The organism is Eubacterium ventriosum (assembly GCF_025150745.1).
Taxonomy (GTDB): Bacteria; Bacillota; Clostridia; order Lachnospirales; family Lachnospiraceae; genus Eubacterium_G; species Eubacterium_G ventriosum.
Genome location: NZ_CP102282.1, coordinates 1,300,343 through 1,318,205, shown reverse-complemented (window position 1 = coordinate 1,318,205; position 17,863 = coordinate 1,300,343). Strand labels below are relative to the sequence as shown.

At 34.4% G+C, this 17,863-nt stretch carries 20 protein-coding genes and 1 other annotated feature; all 20 genes read right to left on the bottom strand.

Annotated features, from left to right (window positions below; genetic code table 11):
* Positions 1-9: 9 nt before the first annotated feature.
* Positions 10-375, bottom strand: coding sequence for a 50S ribosomal protein L7/L12 (gene rplL / locus NQ558_RS05965; RefSeq protein WP_040447304.1), 366 nt, complete (start codon positions 373-375; stop codon positions 10-12).
* A 98-nt stretch (positions 376-473) separates the two neighbouring features.
* Positions 474-968 (bottom strand): 50S ribosomal protein L10, encoded by a 495-nt coding sequence (gene rplJ, locus NQ558_RS05960; RefSeq protein WP_005363482.1) that lies wholly within the window; start codon positions 966-968, stop codon positions 474-476.
* 59 nt (positions 969-1,027) lie between these two features.
* Positions 1,028-1,177: a sequence feature (ribosomal protein L10 leader region), on the bottom strand.
* A 60-nt stretch (positions 1,178-1,237) separates the two neighbouring features.
* Positions 1,238-1,942, bottom strand: coding sequence for a 50S ribosomal protein L1 (gene rplA, locus NQ558_RS05955; RefSeq protein ID WP_005363480.1), 705 nt, complete (start codon positions 1,940-1,942; stop codon positions 1,238-1,240).
* 59 nt (positions 1,943-2,001) lie between these two features.
* A complete protein-coding gene (rplK, locus tag NQ558_RS05950) occupies positions 2,002-2,427 on the bottom strand; it encodes a 50S ribosomal protein L11 (RefSeq protein ID WP_005363477.1) in 426 nt (141 codons plus the stop codon).
* Positions 2,428-2,546: 119 nt separating this feature from the next.
* Positions 2,547-3,065, bottom strand: a complete 519-nt coding sequence (gene nusG / locus NQ558_RS05945) for a transcription termination/antitermination protein NusG (RefSeq protein ID WP_005363475.1) — start codon at positions 3,063-3,065, stop codon at positions 2,547-2,549.
* Positions 3,066-3,089: 24 nt separating this feature from the next.
* Positions 3,090-3,299: a preprotein translocase subunit SecE gene (gene secE / locus NQ558_RS05940; protein ID WP_040447301.1), complete on the bottom strand. Its 210-nt coding sequence runs from the start codon at positions 3,297-3,299 to the stop codon at positions 3,090-3,092.
* Between the two features lie 24 nt (positions 3,300-3,323).
* A complete protein-coding gene (gene rpmG, locus NQ558_RS05935) occupies positions 3,324-3,473 on the bottom strand; it encodes a 50S ribosomal protein L33 (RefSeq protein ID WP_021952244.1) in 150 nt (49 codons plus the stop codon).
* 186 nt (positions 3,474-3,659) lie between these two features.
* Positions 3,660-4,367, bottom strand: coding sequence for a ComF family protein (locus NQ558_RS05930; protein ID WP_005358654.1), 708 nt, complete (start codon positions 4,365-4,367; stop codon positions 3,660-3,662).
* Positions 4,368-4,381: 14 nt separating this feature from the next.
* Positions 4,382-6,634 carry an SF1B family DNA helicase RecD2 gene (recD2, locus tag NQ558_RS05925; RefSeq protein WP_005358657.1) on the bottom strand — a complete coding sequence of 751 codons (2,253 nt, stop codon included), beginning with the start codon at positions 6,632-6,634 and terminating at the stop codon, positions 4,382-4,384.
* A 229-nt stretch (positions 6,635-6,863) separates the two neighbouring features.
* Positions 6,864-7,865 carry a rod shape-determining protein gene (mreB, locus tag NQ558_RS05920; protein WP_005358660.1) on the bottom strand — a complete coding sequence of 334 codons (1,002 nt, stop codon included), beginning with the start codon at positions 7,863-7,865 and terminating at the stop codon, positions 6,864-6,866.
* A 426-nt stretch (positions 7,866-8,291) separates the two neighbouring features.
* A complete protein-coding gene (gene spoIIID / locus NQ558_RS05915; RefSeq protein WP_040445811.1) occupies positions 8,292-8,546 on the bottom strand; it encodes a sporulation transcriptional regulator SpoIIID in 255 nt (84 codons plus the stop codon).
* A 48-nt stretch (positions 8,547-8,594) separates the two neighbouring features.
* A complete protein-coding gene (locus tag NQ558_RS05910) occupies positions 8,595-9,014 on the bottom strand; it encodes a hypothetical protein (RefSeq protein ID WP_005358669.1) in 420 nt (139 codons plus the stop codon).
* A 31-nt stretch (positions 9,015-9,045) separates the two neighbouring features.
* Positions 9,046-10,824 (bottom strand): aminopeptidase P family protein, encoded by a 1,779-nt coding sequence (locus tag NQ558_RS05905; protein WP_005358672.1) that lies wholly within the window; start codon positions 10,822-10,824, stop codon positions 9,046-9,048.
* Between the two features lie 22 nt (positions 10,825-10,846).
* On the bottom strand, positions 10,847-11,389 hold the full coding sequence (locus tag NQ558_RS05900; RefSeq protein ID WP_040445815.1) for an inorganic diphosphatase: 543 nt from the start codon (positions 11,387-11,389) through the stop codon (positions 10,847-10,849).
* Between the two features lie 115 nt (positions 11,390-11,504).
* Positions 11,505-12,149 (bottom strand): hypothetical protein, encoded by a 645-nt coding sequence (locus NQ558_RS05895; protein ID WP_005358677.1) that lies wholly within the window; start codon positions 12,147-12,149, stop codon positions 11,505-11,507.
* Position 12,150: 1 nt separating this feature from the next.
* A complete protein-coding gene (gene greA / locus NQ558_RS05890; RefSeq protein ID WP_005358679.1) occupies positions 12,151-12,648 on the bottom strand; it encodes a transcription elongation factor GreA in 498 nt (165 codons plus the stop codon).
* A 313-nt stretch (positions 12,649-12,961) separates the two neighbouring features.
* Positions 12,962-14,323, bottom strand: coding sequence for a citrate/2-methylcitrate synthase (locus NQ558_RS05885; protein WP_005358683.1), 1,362 nt, complete (start codon positions 14,321-14,323; stop codon positions 12,962-12,964).
* 85 nt (positions 14,324-14,408) lie between these two features.
* Positions 14,409-15,287 (bottom strand): diacylglycerol/lipid kinase family protein, encoded by an 879-nt coding sequence (locus tag NQ558_RS05880; protein ID WP_005358686.1) that lies wholly within the window; start codon positions 15,285-15,287, stop codon positions 14,409-14,411.
* A gap of 269 nt (positions 15,288-15,556) precedes the next feature.
* Positions 15,557-16,795, bottom strand: a complete 1,239-nt coding sequence (locus tag NQ558_RS05875; RefSeq protein ID WP_005358688.1) for a glutamate-5-semialdehyde dehydrogenase — start codon at positions 16,793-16,795, stop codon at positions 15,557-15,559.
* Between the two features lie 80 nt (positions 16,796-16,875).
* Positions 16,876-17,661 (bottom strand): glutamate 5-kinase, encoded by a 786-nt coding sequence (gene proB, locus NQ558_RS05870; protein ID WP_005358690.1) that lies wholly within the window; start codon positions 17,659-17,661, stop codon positions 16,876-16,878.
* Positions 17,662-17,863: the final 202 nt, after the last annotated feature.

The window sequence follows — 17,863 nt, the reverse complement described above, 5'->3', positions numbered from 1 at the left end:
TTGTCGCGATTATTTTAATGTTACAACTGCTCCAACTTCTTCTAACTGAGCCTTTAATGCTTCTGCTTCTTCCTTTGTAGCACCTTCTTTAACTACCTTAGGAGCTCCGTCAACTACTTCCTTAGCTTCCTTTAATCCTAATCCTGTAGCATCCTTAACAGCCTTGATAACCTTAACCTTGTTAGCACCAACTTCTGTTAATTCTACGTCGAATTCTGTCTTTTCTTCAGCTGCTCCACCTTCTGCTCCAGCTGCTGCTACTACAACACCTGCTGCTGCAGATACGCCAAATTCTTCTTCACATGCTTTTACTAAATCGTTTAATTCTAAAACTGTTAATCCTTTGATTACTTCAATGATTTCTGCTGTTGTCATTGTAATTTCCTCCATTAATAATTCTTTATAATTGTTTCGATGTTATTAAATCCATCTTTAATGTGAATGCTTAGCATTCATTATCAGGTTATGCCTGATTATGCAACTTCTTCGTTCTTTTCAGCAATCTGCTTAATAACACGAGCGAAGTTTGTAACTGGTGACTGCATAGATCCAAGTAATTTTGAGAGAAGTACTTCTCTTGATGGGATAGATGCAATCTGACCGATTCCTACTGCATCGTAGTAAATTCCGTCAACTACGCCACCTTTGATTTCCAAAGCCTCAGCTGTCTTAGCGAATTTTGCTAATACTCTAGCTGCTGCTGTAGCATCATCTTTACATACTGCAATAGCTGTTGGTCCTTCAAGATGCTGAGCTAAATCTGCGAATTCAGTATCTTTGATTGCAAAATTAATCATAGTGTTCTTGTATACTTTGTATACAACACCAGCTTCTCTTAACTGCTTACGAAGTTCTGTATCTTCTGCAACAGTAAGTCCACGGTAATCTACAACAACTGCTGTAGCTGCACCATTGAGTAATTCTGAAATCTCTTCAACGACAGGTTTCTTTAACTCTACTTTTGCCATGATTGTTTTGCCTCCTTATAAAATTTAGGTCTGCAACCAAACATTGCGCCGAATATTATACAATAGTATAAAAAACCTCTCTGCCGAAACAGAGAGGTATTGTCAGTCATACTTATAACTTCATTCCTCGGTAGGTACTAAGTTTACGCCCTTGTCAAGGATAAATCCCCGTAGGCACCTACTGTCTTCGGCAATTGGTATTAAACCACTTGTGCATAATAGCACATTCTTATTTTATTGTCAACTGATTGTTCAGTAACAACCTTAAATTATGCGTTAGCGTTTACTAACTTAGTTGGGTTAACCTTTACTCCAGGTCCCATTGTTGATGTAAGAGTAACGCTCTTTAAGTAAGCACCCTTAACTGCAGCTGGTTTAGCTTTATTAATAGCACCCATAAGTGCATTGAAGTTTTCTACTAACTGTTCTTCTGTAAATGAAGCTTTTCCAACTGGAACATGAATGATATTAGCCTTGTCTAATCTATATTCAATCTTACCAGCTTTAATATCATCAATAGCTTTTGTTACGTCCATTGTAACTGTACCTGCTTTAGGGTTTGGCATTAAGCCCTTAGGTCCAAGTACACGACCAAGTCTACCAACAACACCCATCATGTCTGGTGTAGCAACAACAACGTCGAAGTCTAACCATCCATCATTCTGGATTCTTGGTATTAACTCTTCACCGCCTACAAAATCAGCGCCTGCTGCCTGAGCTTCATCAGCCTTAGCACCTTTAGCGAAAACTAAAACTTTAACAGTTTTACCTGTACCGTTAGGTAATACTACAGCACCACGGATCTGCTGATCTGCATGACGTCCATCACAACCTGTTCTGATGTGACATTCTATTGTTTCATCAAATTTTGCAACTGCTGCTTTCTTTACTAAAGAAATAGCTTCTTCTGTGTCATACTGTGCAGCTCTATCGATTAACTTTGCTGCCTCTGTATATTTCTTTCCTCTTTTCATTTAAACCTCCTAGTGGTAATAGCGGATATACCTCCCACTTTTTTCAATTCATTTTAAAATTAGTCTTCAACCTTAATTCCCATACTTCTAGCTGTTCCTGCGATCATGCTCATAGCAGCTTCAATGCTTGCAGCATTTAAATCCTGCATCTTTGTTTCAGCGATCTGCTGTAAATCAGCCTTTGAGATTGTAGCAACTGTTTCTTTTAATGAATTGCCTGCACCCTTCTGGATCTTGCAAGCTTTCTTTAATAATACTGCTGCTGGAGGAGTTTTTGTTACGAAACTAAAACTCTTGTCCTGGTAAACAGTGATAACAACTGGAATAATCATTCCCGGCTGATCAGCTGTTCTTGCGTTAAAGTCCTTTGTGAACTGAACGATGTTTAATCCATGCTGTCCAAGTGCTGGACCAACTGGTGGAGCTGGTGTTGCTTTGCCAGCTTCGATCTGCAATTTAATGTAACCTTCTACTTTCTTTGCCATCTTTCGGCACCTCCTAAATTTGTGGTATTAGCGGGAATCCCTCCCACGGCCTTGCTATTCATTGCAAAACCTTCTTCTATTAGCACTTATGTGCATTATTAAAATTCACAATGTGAATCTTAATTCATCTTTTTAACTTCTGTAAAGTTTAATTCTACAGGAGTTTCTCTACCAAACATGTCAACATTAATTGTGACTGTCTGTCTGTTCTCATCAATACGTTTAACCACGCCTGCTGTACCTGACCAAACGCCACCGATGACTGCAATCATATCGCCTTCTTTAAAATCAACTTCAACTTTTTCATTCTTGATTCCAAGAGAAAGCATTTCTGTATCAGTAAGTGGAACCGGCTTAGATCCAGGACCTACAAACCCTGTAACACCTCTTGTGTTTCTTACAACATACCATGTATCATCATTCATAACCATGTTTATAAGCACATAACCTGGGAAAAGTTTTTTCTCAGAAACTTTTCTTACGCCGTTTTTAAGTTCGACAACTTCCTGTGTAGGTACTGATACTTCTAATATTTGATCGTGCAATTTTCTATTCTCAATTGTCTGTTCAATAGTAGTCTTAACTTTATTCTCATACCCTGAATAAGTATGAACAACGTACCAATTTGCTTCTGACATTTAATCACCTCATATTTTTAATTCTTATCTTCCAATAATAGCATCTAATCCTAATTGTACAACACTATCAATGAGAGAAATAAGAACACCTACGATAATTGTGATTACCACAACAACAACTGTCTGTCTAATAATTGTTGCTTTATCCGGCCAGATAATTCTTGAAAATTCAGCCTTAACACCTGTCCACCAAGTCTTAATACGGCTTTCTTTCTTCTTAGTTGCCTCTGCCATTTTCTTACCCTCCATTAACTCAAACTATTTAGTTTCTTTGTGTAATGTATGTTTCTGGCAGAATTTACAATACTTCTTTGTTTCAACTCTGTCTGGATGAGTCTTCTTATCCTTTGTTGTATTGTAATTACGCTGTTTACATTCAGTACATTCTAATGTAATTCTTGTTCTCATGAGTTTCACCTCCGCATTTTTTATATGTTTAAAGTCTAAATTTTTTTGCAAAAAAAAAAAAAGACCTAGTTGCTCGCCTCATAAATATAACACGTAAATACAAATGCGTCAACATTTTTTTATTAATATTTACGATTTATATTTTGAACCTGGATTAATTCATAAACTATAGTCTTTTTTATTATTCTATCCATCCCTTCCAACTGCCACGGAAAGACAATACACTTTCTCAACTCCTGCCACCTTTAACACCTTTGCACAGGCATCAAAAGTACTACCTGTTGTATATATGTCATCAACTAAAAGTACTGTTTTATATTCGGAGCATATTTTCCTGTCCACGCCAAAGGCTTTCTGCAAATTAATTTTCCGCATTTCATTGCTAAGCTTTTTCTGGGGAACCGTAGACTTCTTTCTAATAATACATTTATCGTCTAAAGCAATTCCCGTCTCCTTACTTAGCGCTCTGCCAAAAACTTCCGCCTGATTATAACCTCTCTTTATTTCCTTATCTTTATACATTGGAACCGGAATTATTGCCTGAACATTCCATTCTTTCAATTTATTTTCCAATACATCTTTTGCCACTTTTGCAAAAAATTTCCCATAATCCCTGGAATTTCCATATTTAAATCTGTATAAAACAAGTTTCATTTCCCCTGTGTATTCAAAAACAGACCTTGCCCTGTCATAGTAATGTTTCATCTTTTTGCAATCATTACAATATGTTTTACCACTGTCTGTTAATGGTTTGCCACACTTAGCACACCTTGGCTCATTAATGATATGTAACTCATCTTTACATGTATCACATATAATCTTTCCCTTGCCAAGAACTTTTTGACAAACCGGGCAAACTGTTGGATACATCCACTCAATTACTCTACCTAACATTCCCCCACCTTTTCTTATTGATAATAATTAATAAGTTGCCATTTCAATCCTGAATATCTCTTATGTTGATCTTCATTTTTAACCATTGCGTTAAAAGTTTCTTTTCTGCCGACTATGCACACACATTTCTTTGCTCTTGTAACTCCCGTATACAAAAGATTCCTTGTCATAAGCATCGAAGCTCCCGAAACCAAAGGCATTACAACTGCCGGATATTCGCTACCTTGAGATTTATGAATTGTAACAGCGTAAGCCAGTTCCAACTCTTCTGCCTGTTTAGAATCATATGTAACATATCTGTCATCATCAAACTTTACTTCTATATAATTAGTAAGATTATTTATTTTTGTAATAATTCCCATATCTCCGTTAAAAATTCCGGAGCCGGAATCCACAAGAAAACCTTTATCTGTTCTCTGCTCCCATTCAAGCTGATAATTATTTTTAATCTGCATAACCTTGTCGCCTTCTCGGAAAACGACACCGGCTATCTCTTTTTCGTTCTTATTTTTGTCAGGCGGATTCATATACATCTGTAATCCCGGATTAAGAGAGTTGACGCCTAAAATTCCATTACGCATAGGTGTAAGAACCTGTATGTCCATTTCATTTGCTCCTACGTATGCTGGAAGTTTTGTTTTTATCAGACCTATTGTTGCATTTAATGCCATCTGAGCATTTTCTCTTTCTATATATAAAAAATCTCCAAAACTATTGTCAAGTTTAACTTCTTTTCCTTCATTAATCTTATGAGCATTAGTTACTATTCCACTTTCCCCTGCCTGACGAAAAACTTTTGTAAGACGTACAACTTTAAAGCATTCAGATTCAATAATATCCTTCAAAACATTTCCCGGGCCAACACTTGCAAGCTGATTAACGTCTCCAACAAAAACCAATCTTGTTCCAACAGTTACAGCTTTCAAAAACGCATGCATCAAAAAAGTGTCTACCATAGACATTTCATCTACAATAACAACATCTGTTTCCAATGGATTTTGTTCGTTTCTTCCAAACTTCGCATCAAGTTCAGGATCATCACTTTGCCCACCTGATATTTCAAGCATTCTGTGAATAGTCTTTGCCTCATGGCCTGTAGCCTCAGTCATACGCTTTGCGGCACGTCCCGTTGGAGCCGCAAGACTTACTTCTAATCCGTCAGATTCAAACAGCTGAATTATAGCATTAATTGTTGTGGTCTTTCCTGTTCCCGGGCCACCGGTTATAATAGATACACCGTTATTCTGTGTTGCCACAACTGCCTGTCTTTGAAGGTCATCTAAATGAATTCCTGACATATCCTCAACTGTATCCATTTTCACCCCAAGAATATAATCATCTTCCGGTGTTGAAATATTTAATTCAAGCAACATTCTTGCAATATTTAATTCTGTATAATAAAAAGTAGACAAAAACACTGCCTGATTGTCATCAATTTCTTTTAAAATTAACTTCTTTTCAAGCACAAGTTCCGTAAAACAGTTATCAAGCAATTCCATATTGTATGTTCCGTCAGCATTTAAGTACTGATCCCTTAGTCCAAGCAAATTAATGGTAGTTTCCACCATTTTTTCCTTAGGAAGATATGTATGTCCTGATAAAGACGCTTCTGTTAAAGCATAGCACATTCCACTTTTTATTCTTACAGACGCATTAACTTCCACACCGGCTCTTCTGGCAATTTCATCTGCCGTCTTAAAGCCAATACCTGTCACATCATCTGCAAGCTGATACGGATTAGTTTTAATTATGTCATAAACCCTTGTTCCATAATTATTAAATATTTTCGTACTTAATGTAGGAGAAATTCCATATCCCTGAAGAAAAATCATAACATCACGCATATCCTTTTTTTCTTCAAGCTGAGTACTAATGTCCATAGCCTTTCTTGTAGTAATTCCTCTGATTTCTGCAAGGCGCTCCGGCTCCTCTTCTATAATTCTAAAAGTATCCTCACCAAACTTGTCTACTATTCTATCTGCAAGCACTGCGCCAAGACCCTTTATAGCTCCAGAACCTAAATATTTTTTTAACGATAATTCATCTGTTGCAGGAACAATTTTATAGTTTGTTGCCTTTATTTGTTTTCCATAAATCTCATGGAAAACTTCCTCACCTTCTATTTCTACATATTCTCCCTGACCAATATATCCAAAATTACCTGTACATGTTATATCTTCTTTTCCACTGGATAATGTTAACACAGTAAAACCATTATCTTCATTTCTAAATGTTATATTTTCAACATATCCGCTAACTGTTTTCATCTGGTATATTTTCTCTTTCCTTAATAACTGCCTTCTAGTTACTCTCTTTTTTAAATTGCATCATTCAAATACTTATTAGTTGCTTTTAAATATATCTTTTACCTGATTTGAATGTCAAAATATCCAAATCTTTATGGAATAAAAATGCCATCCTTTTTAAGCATCTCTTAACTACAGTTAAAAGATACACATTGGGACAGCATTTTATATAAATATTTATTGGTTGTTTTTAATTAATCTTTTCTTTTGCCGCTTCATCAATATAATCCAAATACTGACCTGTTCCAATGGCAACAACAGTCATTGGATCTTCAGCTGTCATAGTATTAATACCTGTCTTAGATTCAATTAACTGATCTAATCCATGAAGCAAACATCCGCCACCTGTTAACACTATACCACGCACTGCAATATCTGCTGCCAATTCCGGTGGTGTCTGTTCAAGTACTCTGTGAACTGCTTCAACTATACTTGCAGAAACATCCTTAAGGGCTTCCTCAGTCTCTTCTGAAGTAATTTCAATAGTTTTAGGTAATCCTGTTACAAGATTTCTTCCACGTACTTCCATCTTCTTATTATCAGATTTATTGAAACATGTTCCTATTCCAATCTTAATCTCCTCGGCAGTTCTATCTCCTATAAGAAGATTATGTTTCTTTCTCATATATCTTACAATGGCATCATCAAAATCATCTCCGGCAACCTTAATAGATGTGCTTACAACTGTTCCTCCAAGAGAAATAACTGCCACATCTGTAGTTCCTCCGCCAATGTCAACTATCATATTTCCACAAGGCTTACTTATGTCAATTCCTGCACCAATGGCTGCTGCAACAGGTTCTTCTACAATAAAGACCTCTCTTGCGCCAGCCTGAAAAGCTGCATCCTGAACTGCCTTAATTTCAACTTCTGTTGCACCACTAGGTACACATACGCAAATACGTGGTTTCTTAAATGAGCGCTTTCCGATTGCCTTCTGTATAAAATATCTTATCATCTGTTCGGTAATTGAATAATCTGAAATAACTCCCTGTTTAAGTGGTCTTACAGCCACAATATTTTCAGGAGTTCTTCCAATCATAAGTCTCGCTTCTTCTCCTACAGCCTTAATCTTTTCAGTATCTCTATCAACTGCAACAACTGAAGGTTCCTTTAAAACCACACCTTTTCCTTTTATAAAAACAAGCACACTTGCCGTTCCTAAATCTATTCCAATATCTGTATTAAACATTTGTTACTCCTTTAAGTTTTCAAACAGTAATTATAGTATATGTAATAATCTTTTCCCTAAACTATTTTTTGTTATATTAATTTAGATATCAAGGCTTTCAAATCTTGACACTGTAATCATTATATACAATTTAAAAAGAAAATAAAAGTAAATATTTGCTACAAATTTTGAACATTCTGTTATTTTACAATTATTACAACTTTTATGTATAAAATATTACATTTTTCTACTTTTTTACATTTTATTCATATTTTTGTAACATTTCCCTATTATATTGTCAATGTACTACCGATTAGGTGGTGCACATAGTTTGTATACGTCATACCCTATAATGGCGTATTTTAAGTTTTTCATACTCAACCTAGAGGGTGAGATTCCCTCTAGGTCCCCCGCAAATGATGACCTTAGCAAAAGCTAAGGTCTTTTTTATTTTCTCATATGACTATACTTCTCTCTTGTCGCCATACCACCTCGTAAATGCCGTTCAGCTTTATTCACATCTAGCACTTTTCTTATTTCCCCTGCCAATCCCGGATTAATAACTTCAAGCCTTTCCGTTACATCTTTATGTACTGTACTTTTACTTATCCCAAAAACCTTTGCGGCCTGTCTTACCGTAGCCTTATTTTTTACAATGTATCTTGCACTTTCCATTGCCCTTTCTTCAATATATTCTCTCAAAAAAATCCCCTGCATACATTCTTTATATAATGTACGCAGAGGACTTTTTTAATATTCTCTATTTTTATGATATATGTGCCTGACCTTTACCATGCGTTTTAGAATAATACATAGCCTCGTCAGCCTTATTGAATAAACTTTCTGTCTAACAGGCATCGCCATACAAAATGTATTAATACCATTATATTTTCCTGAATTAAACACATCAGAAATAGCCATAGCTCCCGAATTAATTAACGCATTAATTTTAGTCTCACTTAAATGCATTTGCTGTTCAACTACATTCTTATCCTGAAGTTGCTCTACAGAATAATATTTCACACCTGATACATTTTCCAAATCCTCTAAATCTTCAAAATACAGTTTACTCCATTGGCTTTCCGGAGATTCGTCTGATGTATCATATGTTACTGCTATTGATGACATTAGCTTCTGCATAGTATCCATATTATTTAAAATTTCTTCCATACCATTTCTATGATTCTTTTCAAGCAAATCTTCAATTAACAGTATCTTTTAACCATATTTTTTCTTCTAATGTTAAATATGGAGAAATCATTTCATATACCATTTTGTGATAATTATCAAGTAATTCAATTTCTTTATCTGCCATGTCCTCAAAAGATATAAGTTCCCTATCATACGGAACCAATGTTAATGGTTTAAAACATAAAAATGTTCCCCATTGGTTCTGCTCTTTTTTCTCACATAAAACTAAGTTTTCAATTCTTATTCCAAACTCTCCCTCTAAATAAACTCCCGGTTCATTGCTAGTTATCATTCCTTCTTTAAATACTGGATTAAATTGATTATCCGGAAGAATTCTGTACCTTATGGCATTAGGTGGTTCATGAACACTAAGCAAATAGCCCACTCCATGTCCCGTACCATGATTGTAATCAAGTCCTAAGTCCCATAATGGTTGTCTGGCATTATAGTCTATGGCAACTCCTGAACAGCCTTCCTTAAATACTGACGCTGCCAAATTCAAATGGCCCTTAAGTACAGCCGTATACATCTTTTTCATTTTAGGTGTAACTTTTCCGAGACTTATTGTTCTTGTTATATCTGTTGTTCCTTCAAGGTAATGTCCCCCTGAATCTATTAATACCATACCTTCATCTTTAATTTCATAATCTGATTCTTTATTTGCACTATAATGAACAATGGCTCCATGATCATTATAGCCAACTATAGGCGTAAAGCTTGGCTCAATATAGCTTTTTGCCACAGTTCTAAATTCTTCTAATTTTTCTCCTAAAGAAAGTTCCGTAATTTTTTCTTTTCCAACATTAGTCTTAAGCCAATAAATAAATTTGGTCATTGCAATACCATCTAACAAATGAGCTTTTTTCATATTGGAAATTTCCGTTGGATTCTTAATAGCTTTCTGATTCAGTGCAGGTGTAAAACAGTTTATAACTTCATTATGGGTCTTTATTTTTTTGACAATATTATAATTAGCACTATTCTTATCAATCCATACTTTTTTGTTTTTTGTATTTTCTAATGCGTCATATATTTTAAAATAATCTTCAACTACTATTCCGTCATTCTCTAATTCTTTAACTATCTCATCTTGTATGGATGCTTTCTGAACATATAATGTGGCATCTAAAGAAGTTATTAACATAAAAGAGAGAAATACAGGTGTACATTCCACATCATCACCACGAAGATTTAACGTCCAGGCTGTTTCTTCTAAAGAAGTCAAAACTAAAACATCCACCTCTTTGTTTTTCATTTCTTCCCTTATATCACCAAGCTTATGAGCCCTTGTTTTTCCGCAATATTCTAACGAAAGATTCCATACAGGCTTACAGCACATTAAAGGTCTGTTCTCCCAAATTTCTCCAACAAGATCTACATCACTTATAACTGATATATTTTTTATGGATTCTATTTCTTCTGCCATTGTGGCTGTCATCATTCTTCCATCAAAACCTACCACCAAAGATTCTGTTGCATTTTTTTGCAAATATTCCCTAATAGTTGGAACATTACACTGACCACTTTTCATAAGCTTAATCTCTGTGTTCTTAAGCTGGCTTTCTGCCTGAAGAAAATATCTTCCATCAGTCCACAGCGCTGCTTCTTTCAAAGTAACAACAACGGTTCCTGCCGATCCTGTAAATCCTGAAATAAATTCTCTTGTTTTAAAATAATCCCCTACATATTCCGACCCGTGAAAATCGCAAGTAGGCACAATATAAATATCTATATTGTGCCTACTCATTCTATCTCTTAGAGCCTTAATCTTTTCATTAACTGTCATCATCCTGCTCCTCTAAGATTATGTATTACTTTTCTGTTGAATTATTGTATTTTTTATTATAAATATCTATACACTTATATATAATCTTTGCCGCATCTACAGGTCCGCCAAACTCGTCAACTTTAGTCTGTTTTCCTTCCAGATTCTTGTAAATATTAAAGAAATTCTTTATTTCTTCAAAAATATGTGATGGTAACTGATTAATATCTGTGTAGCAATTATAGGTTGGATCTCCATATGGAATAGCAATAATCTTATCATCATTATCACCACTGTCAACCATATACATAACACCTATAGGATAGCATCTTACTAAAGACATAGGTTCTATAGGTTCTGAACACAAAACCAAAACATCTAATGGATCTCCATCTTCATCAATAGTTCTTGGAATAAATCCATAATTAGCCGGATAGTGAACTGAAGAATACAAAACTCTGTCTAAAATCAATAATCCGGTTTCTTTATCTAATTCATATTTCTTCTTGCTTCCTTTAGTTATTTCGATTGTCGCAATGAAATCAGCCGGTCTAATTCTTTCCGGTGAAATATCATGCATAATATTCATGCTTTCTTCCTCCATTTTTCAATTATTTTCATTCCCGTTTCGTATATTCTTACACTATATTTTATCACGGGATTATACTTTTACAAATACTTTCTAATTATAAAAAACACTGTTTTTATATATTTTTATCATTATTTTCTATAATTTCAATTTTGTTTCTATATTCCTTCAATATTTCCAAACTTATAACTCTATATTTTTTAAGAATTTCCGGGTTAAAATTTTTCTGCATAATCCGTGAATTTTGATTTTTATTACAAAAAAGTTCTCCGGTTTTGTAATCATTTTCCAAAAGCTCCGGTTTTCTATCTACAAAAACAATTCTATCAGCCATTTCAAGAAACCTTATCGGAATGGTTTTCTTTACACCTATTCCTGATATTTCTTTAAAACTGCTATTTACATTCTGAAATCTCTTTAAATTAGTACTTGTATATACATTTATTCCTGCATTCAGTATTTTTTCAATATCTTCATAAATAAAAGATTTATCATCCTCACATTTTCCGCCCATTCCCATTTCGTCCATAATCACAACATTCTCAAAATTGTATTTTGAAACTATTTTCTCTAATGAATAATGATGAACCGGTTTTATTTTAGAGCCTTTGATTTTTCTTTCCTTGCCATTTAAAAAGCCTATAACAACCTTCTCCCCATAATTTTGTAAAGCATCCCTTAACATTATATGGGTCTTTCCAGCTCCGGGACTATAACTTGTATAAATAGTTAATCTGCCCTTTTTTATATTATTTTTCATATTAAAAAGTCCTAATTGTGTCTGTTTCCTCTTCACCTGTATTTTCAATAGATTTAATCACAACATAATAACTTACTTTTTCGTTTACCTTTACTTCAACTCTGTCTCCAACCTTGTGTCCCATAAGGGCTGCTCCCATAGGAGAGTCGCCGCTTATTCTACCACTAATTGAATCTCCACGCATTGTACTTACAATCTTGAAAGTTTCTGTTTCGTCATCGTCTTCAAAATAAACCTGAACAGTGTTATTTAATCCCACTTCATCATCTGCTGATTCGTCACTTATAATTGTAGCTGTCTTCAATACTCTTTCAAGGTATCTGATACGTCCCTCGTTTTTGTTCTTGTCTTTCTTTGCTGCATAATATTCAAAATTTTCACTTAAATCTCCCTGGGCTCTTGCCTCTTTTACAGCTTCGATAGCCTCAGGCCTTACGACTAATTTTCTATGTTCAATTTCTTCTTTTATTTTTTCAACATCACTCTGTGTAAGCTTCATAATGCCTCCTGTTTTTATTAAAATCTTGTACTTTCTCTAATCATTTTATTATAACACTAAAAAAAATCGGTTACAACTTTATCAAGCTTTAACATTACACTTCAACATTTATATTTTAATATCTACATATTGGCGTTTACACCTTAATATTTACGTTTTAATATTTTCGTTTAGTGTTTATGTCTTAATCTTTTTGTAACCGATTTTTTATACTTTTTTATTACATTTATTGATGTGTTTTTTATTACATTCGTCAATGCATTTTTATATTGCAAAATTGCATTTTTTTACTATGGATTATTATCCAAAATTCTTATCTTTCTTCAATGTTTGTATAATCATAGTAGTCGCAGTTGCTTACATATGCCGGACGCATAATCTTATCTGCTGTAATGATTTCCTCGATACGATGAGCACTCCATCCTACAATACGTGCTATTGCAAACATAGGTGTAAATAGCTCTTCAGGAATATCAAGCATACTATAAACCAAACCACTGTAAAAGTCTACGTTGGCACTAACACCCTTGTAAATCTGTCTTTCCTCTGCAATAACCTGCGGAGCCAAAGTTTCAATCATACTATACAAGTTAAAATCTTTAGTTCTGCCCTTTTCAGTAGCTAACTTCTCTACGAAGCTTTTGAAAATCTCAGCTCTTGGGTCAGAAATTGAATATACTGCATGACCCATACCATAAATAAGTCCCTGTCTGTTAAAAACTTCTTTATTAAGTATCTTTCTTAAATACTCCTTAACTTCATCCCTATCCGTTATATCATGAACATTATGTTTAATGTCCTTAAACATTTCTACAACTTTAATATTCGCACCACCATGACGTGGTCCTTTCAATGAAGAAAGTGCTGCTGAAATTGTAGCATAAGTATCTGAACCTGATGAAGTTACAACTCTTGTTGTAAAAGTAGAGTTATTACCACCACCATGTTCCATATGAAGAACCAATGCTAAGTCTAAAACCTTGGCTTCTAATTCTGTGTATTTCTTATCCGGTCTTAACATTCTAAGAATGTTTTCACTTGTTGAAAGCTCCGGCTTAGGTCTGTGAATATATAAACTTTTGTTTCTCTTATAATGGTTATATGCATGGTAACCATATACAGAAATCATAGGGAATGTACTGATTAAATTAATGCTCTGTCTAATAACATTTTCCACTGATGTATCTGACATATTCTTGTCATATGATGCCAAAGTCAAAACACACTTAGACAATGTGTTCATAATATCTTCACTTGGCGCTTTCATAATTACGTCACGCACAAAGTTAGTTGGCAATCGTCTTGATACAGCCATCATTTTCTTAAATTCAGTCAGATTATCTTCACTTGGTAATTCTCCAAAAAGCAATAAATATGCTACTTCTTCAAAACCAAATCTGTTCTCGGACATAAATCCGTTAACTAAATCCTGAATTTTATAACCTCTGAAATAAAGTCGTCCTTCGCAAGGCACACTCTTTCCATCAACTATCTTAGAAGATTCAACTCTTGAAATGTTAGTTATACCTGTAAGTACACCTTTTCCGTTTAAATCTCTAAGTCCTCTTTTTACTCCATACTCAGTAAAAAGTTCCTTCTCAACTGTGTCATTTTTACGACAAATCTGTGCATATTTTTCAGTAAAGTCCTTAATATTTTCCTTAGTTACAGTCATATAAACCTCTCTTACATCCAGTCTTGTTTTTATTGTCAAATATACTACTGAGGTATATTAGATTTATCTTTTGCAATTTGATTTTTTAATATATAAAGTTTATGGCATTGTGAATAACTTTAAATTCAACAAAATCATGGGCTTTCTCTTTTTCACCGTCTAATGACCAGTTAACATCTGAACAGTTTGTAATCTTTGCACTTTTAATCTGTTTAAATGTTATATTGCCTGAAAAATCCTGCATAAATATCTTTCCAACAGTCTTCATTAACTGAATAAAATCCTTTGGAAATTCAACAAGCATAAGTTCAAACTCGCCATCATTAAACTCTACATGAGCCTTGTCCAATCTCATTATTCCGCCAACTTTTTTTGCATTGTTTATGGCTACGAATATATATTTATTCTCATACACCTCATCTTCTGTCTCAATTCTAAGTTTTAACCTTCTGATTTTGAACACTTCTCTAATTCCATGAAGTACATAAGCAAAATGTCCTAATCTATTTTTTAATTCCTGTGGTGTTGAGTAAGATGTTTCCGTAAAAATACCTGCAGATGCAGTATAAACGAAATATCTTCCATTAAACCATCCCAGATCAAGTGATTTTGCTTCTGTTTCCATAATAAACTCTGCCTGATCCTTAGGGTTGGTTCTTAATCCTAAACTATTAGCGAAATCATTAGTTGAGCCTGCCGGAATATATCCTAAAGGTGTTGAAATTTCACCTTCCAGCATTCCCTGCATAACCTCGTTGAGTGTTCCGTCTCCACCCATACACACAATCAAGTCTGCCTTAGCGCCATAATCTCTTGCTATGCGTGTTCCATCTGCTCTCTTCTTTGTATACTTAACTCCAACCTTATATCCCGCTTTTTCAAAAATCTCAAGGGCATCATCTACAAAATGTTTGTTCTTTTTTACCCCCGCTTTAGGATTAATAATGAATAATAATTTTTTCATAACTATTATTATACTCCTTTGTATTTATTTTCCCTTTTCCCTCATATTTCATATCTAAATATTTTTATTTTCATTTTAACTATTAATATATCAAATTTTTCACATTTAGTCCATTAATTATAAATTAAAAAATTATGAACTAACAATAATCTGCAATCCTGCAAAGCATTTTATTCTATAGGAATTTCAGAGAAATTTTCTATAGAATAAAAAAATCGAAGGATTATATTTTCCACATATCTCCTCCGATTTTTATATTACCTAAACTACTATCTTATCTGTCCATCACCGTATATCTTATACTTAAATGACTGCAACTCAGGCAAACCGATTGGTCCTCTTGCATGAAGTTTCTGTGTGGAAATTCCGATTTCTGCACCGAAACCAAACTCTCCACCATCTGTAAATCTTGTGCTTGCATTCAAATAAACCGCTGCTGAATCAACCTGATTCATAAACTTTTCTGCAGTTCCTGCATTTTCAGTAACAATACATTCACTGTGCCCCGTACTATATTTATAAATATGGTCTATTGCTTCTTCTACTGAATCTACAATCTTAACAGACATCTTATAATCAAGATATTCTGTTGCCCAATCTGCGTCTGTTGCTTTTTCCATATCCGGAATTATCTCTCTTGCTTTACTGTCCCCTACCAAAGTTACATCTTTTTCGTCTAATTTGTTTTTTATTGCAACAAGGGCTTCTTTTGCAATATCTTTATGTATTAACAAACTTTCAGCCGCATTGCATACTGAAGGTCTTGATGTTTTTGCATTAAATACAATATCAACTGCTTTTTTAAGGTCTGCATTCTTGTCAATATAAATATGACAATTACCAACACCTGTTTCAATAACAGGAACTGTAGCATTCTTTACAACTGCCTGAATTAATCCGGCACCGCCTCGTGGAATAAGCACATCAACATACTCATTCATCTTCATTAATTCGTTAGCACTTTCCCTTGATGTATCTTCAACTAACTGTATTACATCTTCCGGCATTCCTGCTTCTTTCACAGCCTGGCGCATTACTTTGGCAATTGTTTTGTTAGAATTAATTGCTTCCTTGCCACCTCTCAAAATAACAGTATTTCCTGATTTCAGACAAAGGGCTGCTGCATCAGAAGTAACATTCGGTCTTGCCTCAAAAATAACTGCAATAACTCCAATTGGAGTAGACACTTTTTCTATTCTAAGACCATTAGGTCTTTCTGTGGCTGAAAGAATTCTTCCTACAGGTTCAGGAAGAGTTGCCACATCAAGAACTCCCTTAGCCATTCCTTCGATTCTTTCTTTATCTAATTTAAGACGGTCAAGCATGGACTTTGCCATTCCGTTTTTTTCACCATTTTCCAAATCAACCTTGTTAGCTTCAATAATCTTATCTGTATTTTCAATAAGACCTTCTGCAATCTTCTTTAAAGCCTGATTCTTCTTTTCACTTGAAGCAACCATTAATGTTTTTTCAGCTTCTTTGGCATTTATACCTAATCTTTCTAACATATGCCCTCCTTTTTCAGTCCTTTGTAATTATATATGCATTATTATATTTTTTCATTGTATGAATACCTATTATATTCTATCTACTTTGCAGTAAAAAATGTTCCTACCTGATGTCCCTCCAACACTCTATAGATATTATCAGAATCTCCACCATTCATAACAATTGTAGGAATTCCAACTTCTGTAGCAATCTGTGCTGCCTGAAGCTTTGTAATCATTCCACCGGTTCCGAATTTTGAGCCCTTACCACCTGCAATTTCAAACAAATGCTCTGTTATTTCTTCAACAACAGGAATAATTCTGGCATCTTCATCCTTATGTGGATCCTTATCATAAAGTCCGTCAATATCTGTAAGAATCAACAACGCATCAGCCTTAATTAATTTTGCAACAATGGCTGAAAGACTGTCGTTGTCACCAAAAACAATTTCCTCAACTGCCACTGCATCATTTTCATTAATAATCGGAATTGCTCCGTATTCAAAAGTTTTCTCAAACGCATTTATAAGATTCTCTCTGCACTCGTCATTATCAACGTCTCTCTTAGTTATAAGAAACTGTCCAACTGTGTGACCAAATTCTGCAAACATCTTGTCATACATAAACATTAACTCGCACTGACCGATAGTTGCCGCTGCCTGCTTGCCTGCCGTATTAGTCGGTCTATCGCGAAGTCCCAACTTACCAACACCAACTCCAATAGCACCCGAAGTAACAAGTGCCACTTCAACACCTGAATTAACAATATCTGAAATAACTGCAACCAGCTTCTTAATCTGTCTGATATTGCTCTTTCCCGTATGGTGAGTCAATGTTGATGTTCCTACTTTAATTACAATTCTCTTTACGTCTTTTAATGTTGCCATAATTTCTCCCGTCTTTTATTCAATCCATTTAGGTACCTTAATAACTTTACGTCATAAACATTTTTATTTTAAAACAAGTATATTCATTTGTAAACTAAACCAGCGCTAATTTTGTATAAAAATGTTCAAAACGCTTGATTTATATTTCAATCAAATTCAATTTATATTAATTCCAATTTTTCAATTTCATAATTTTTTCTAA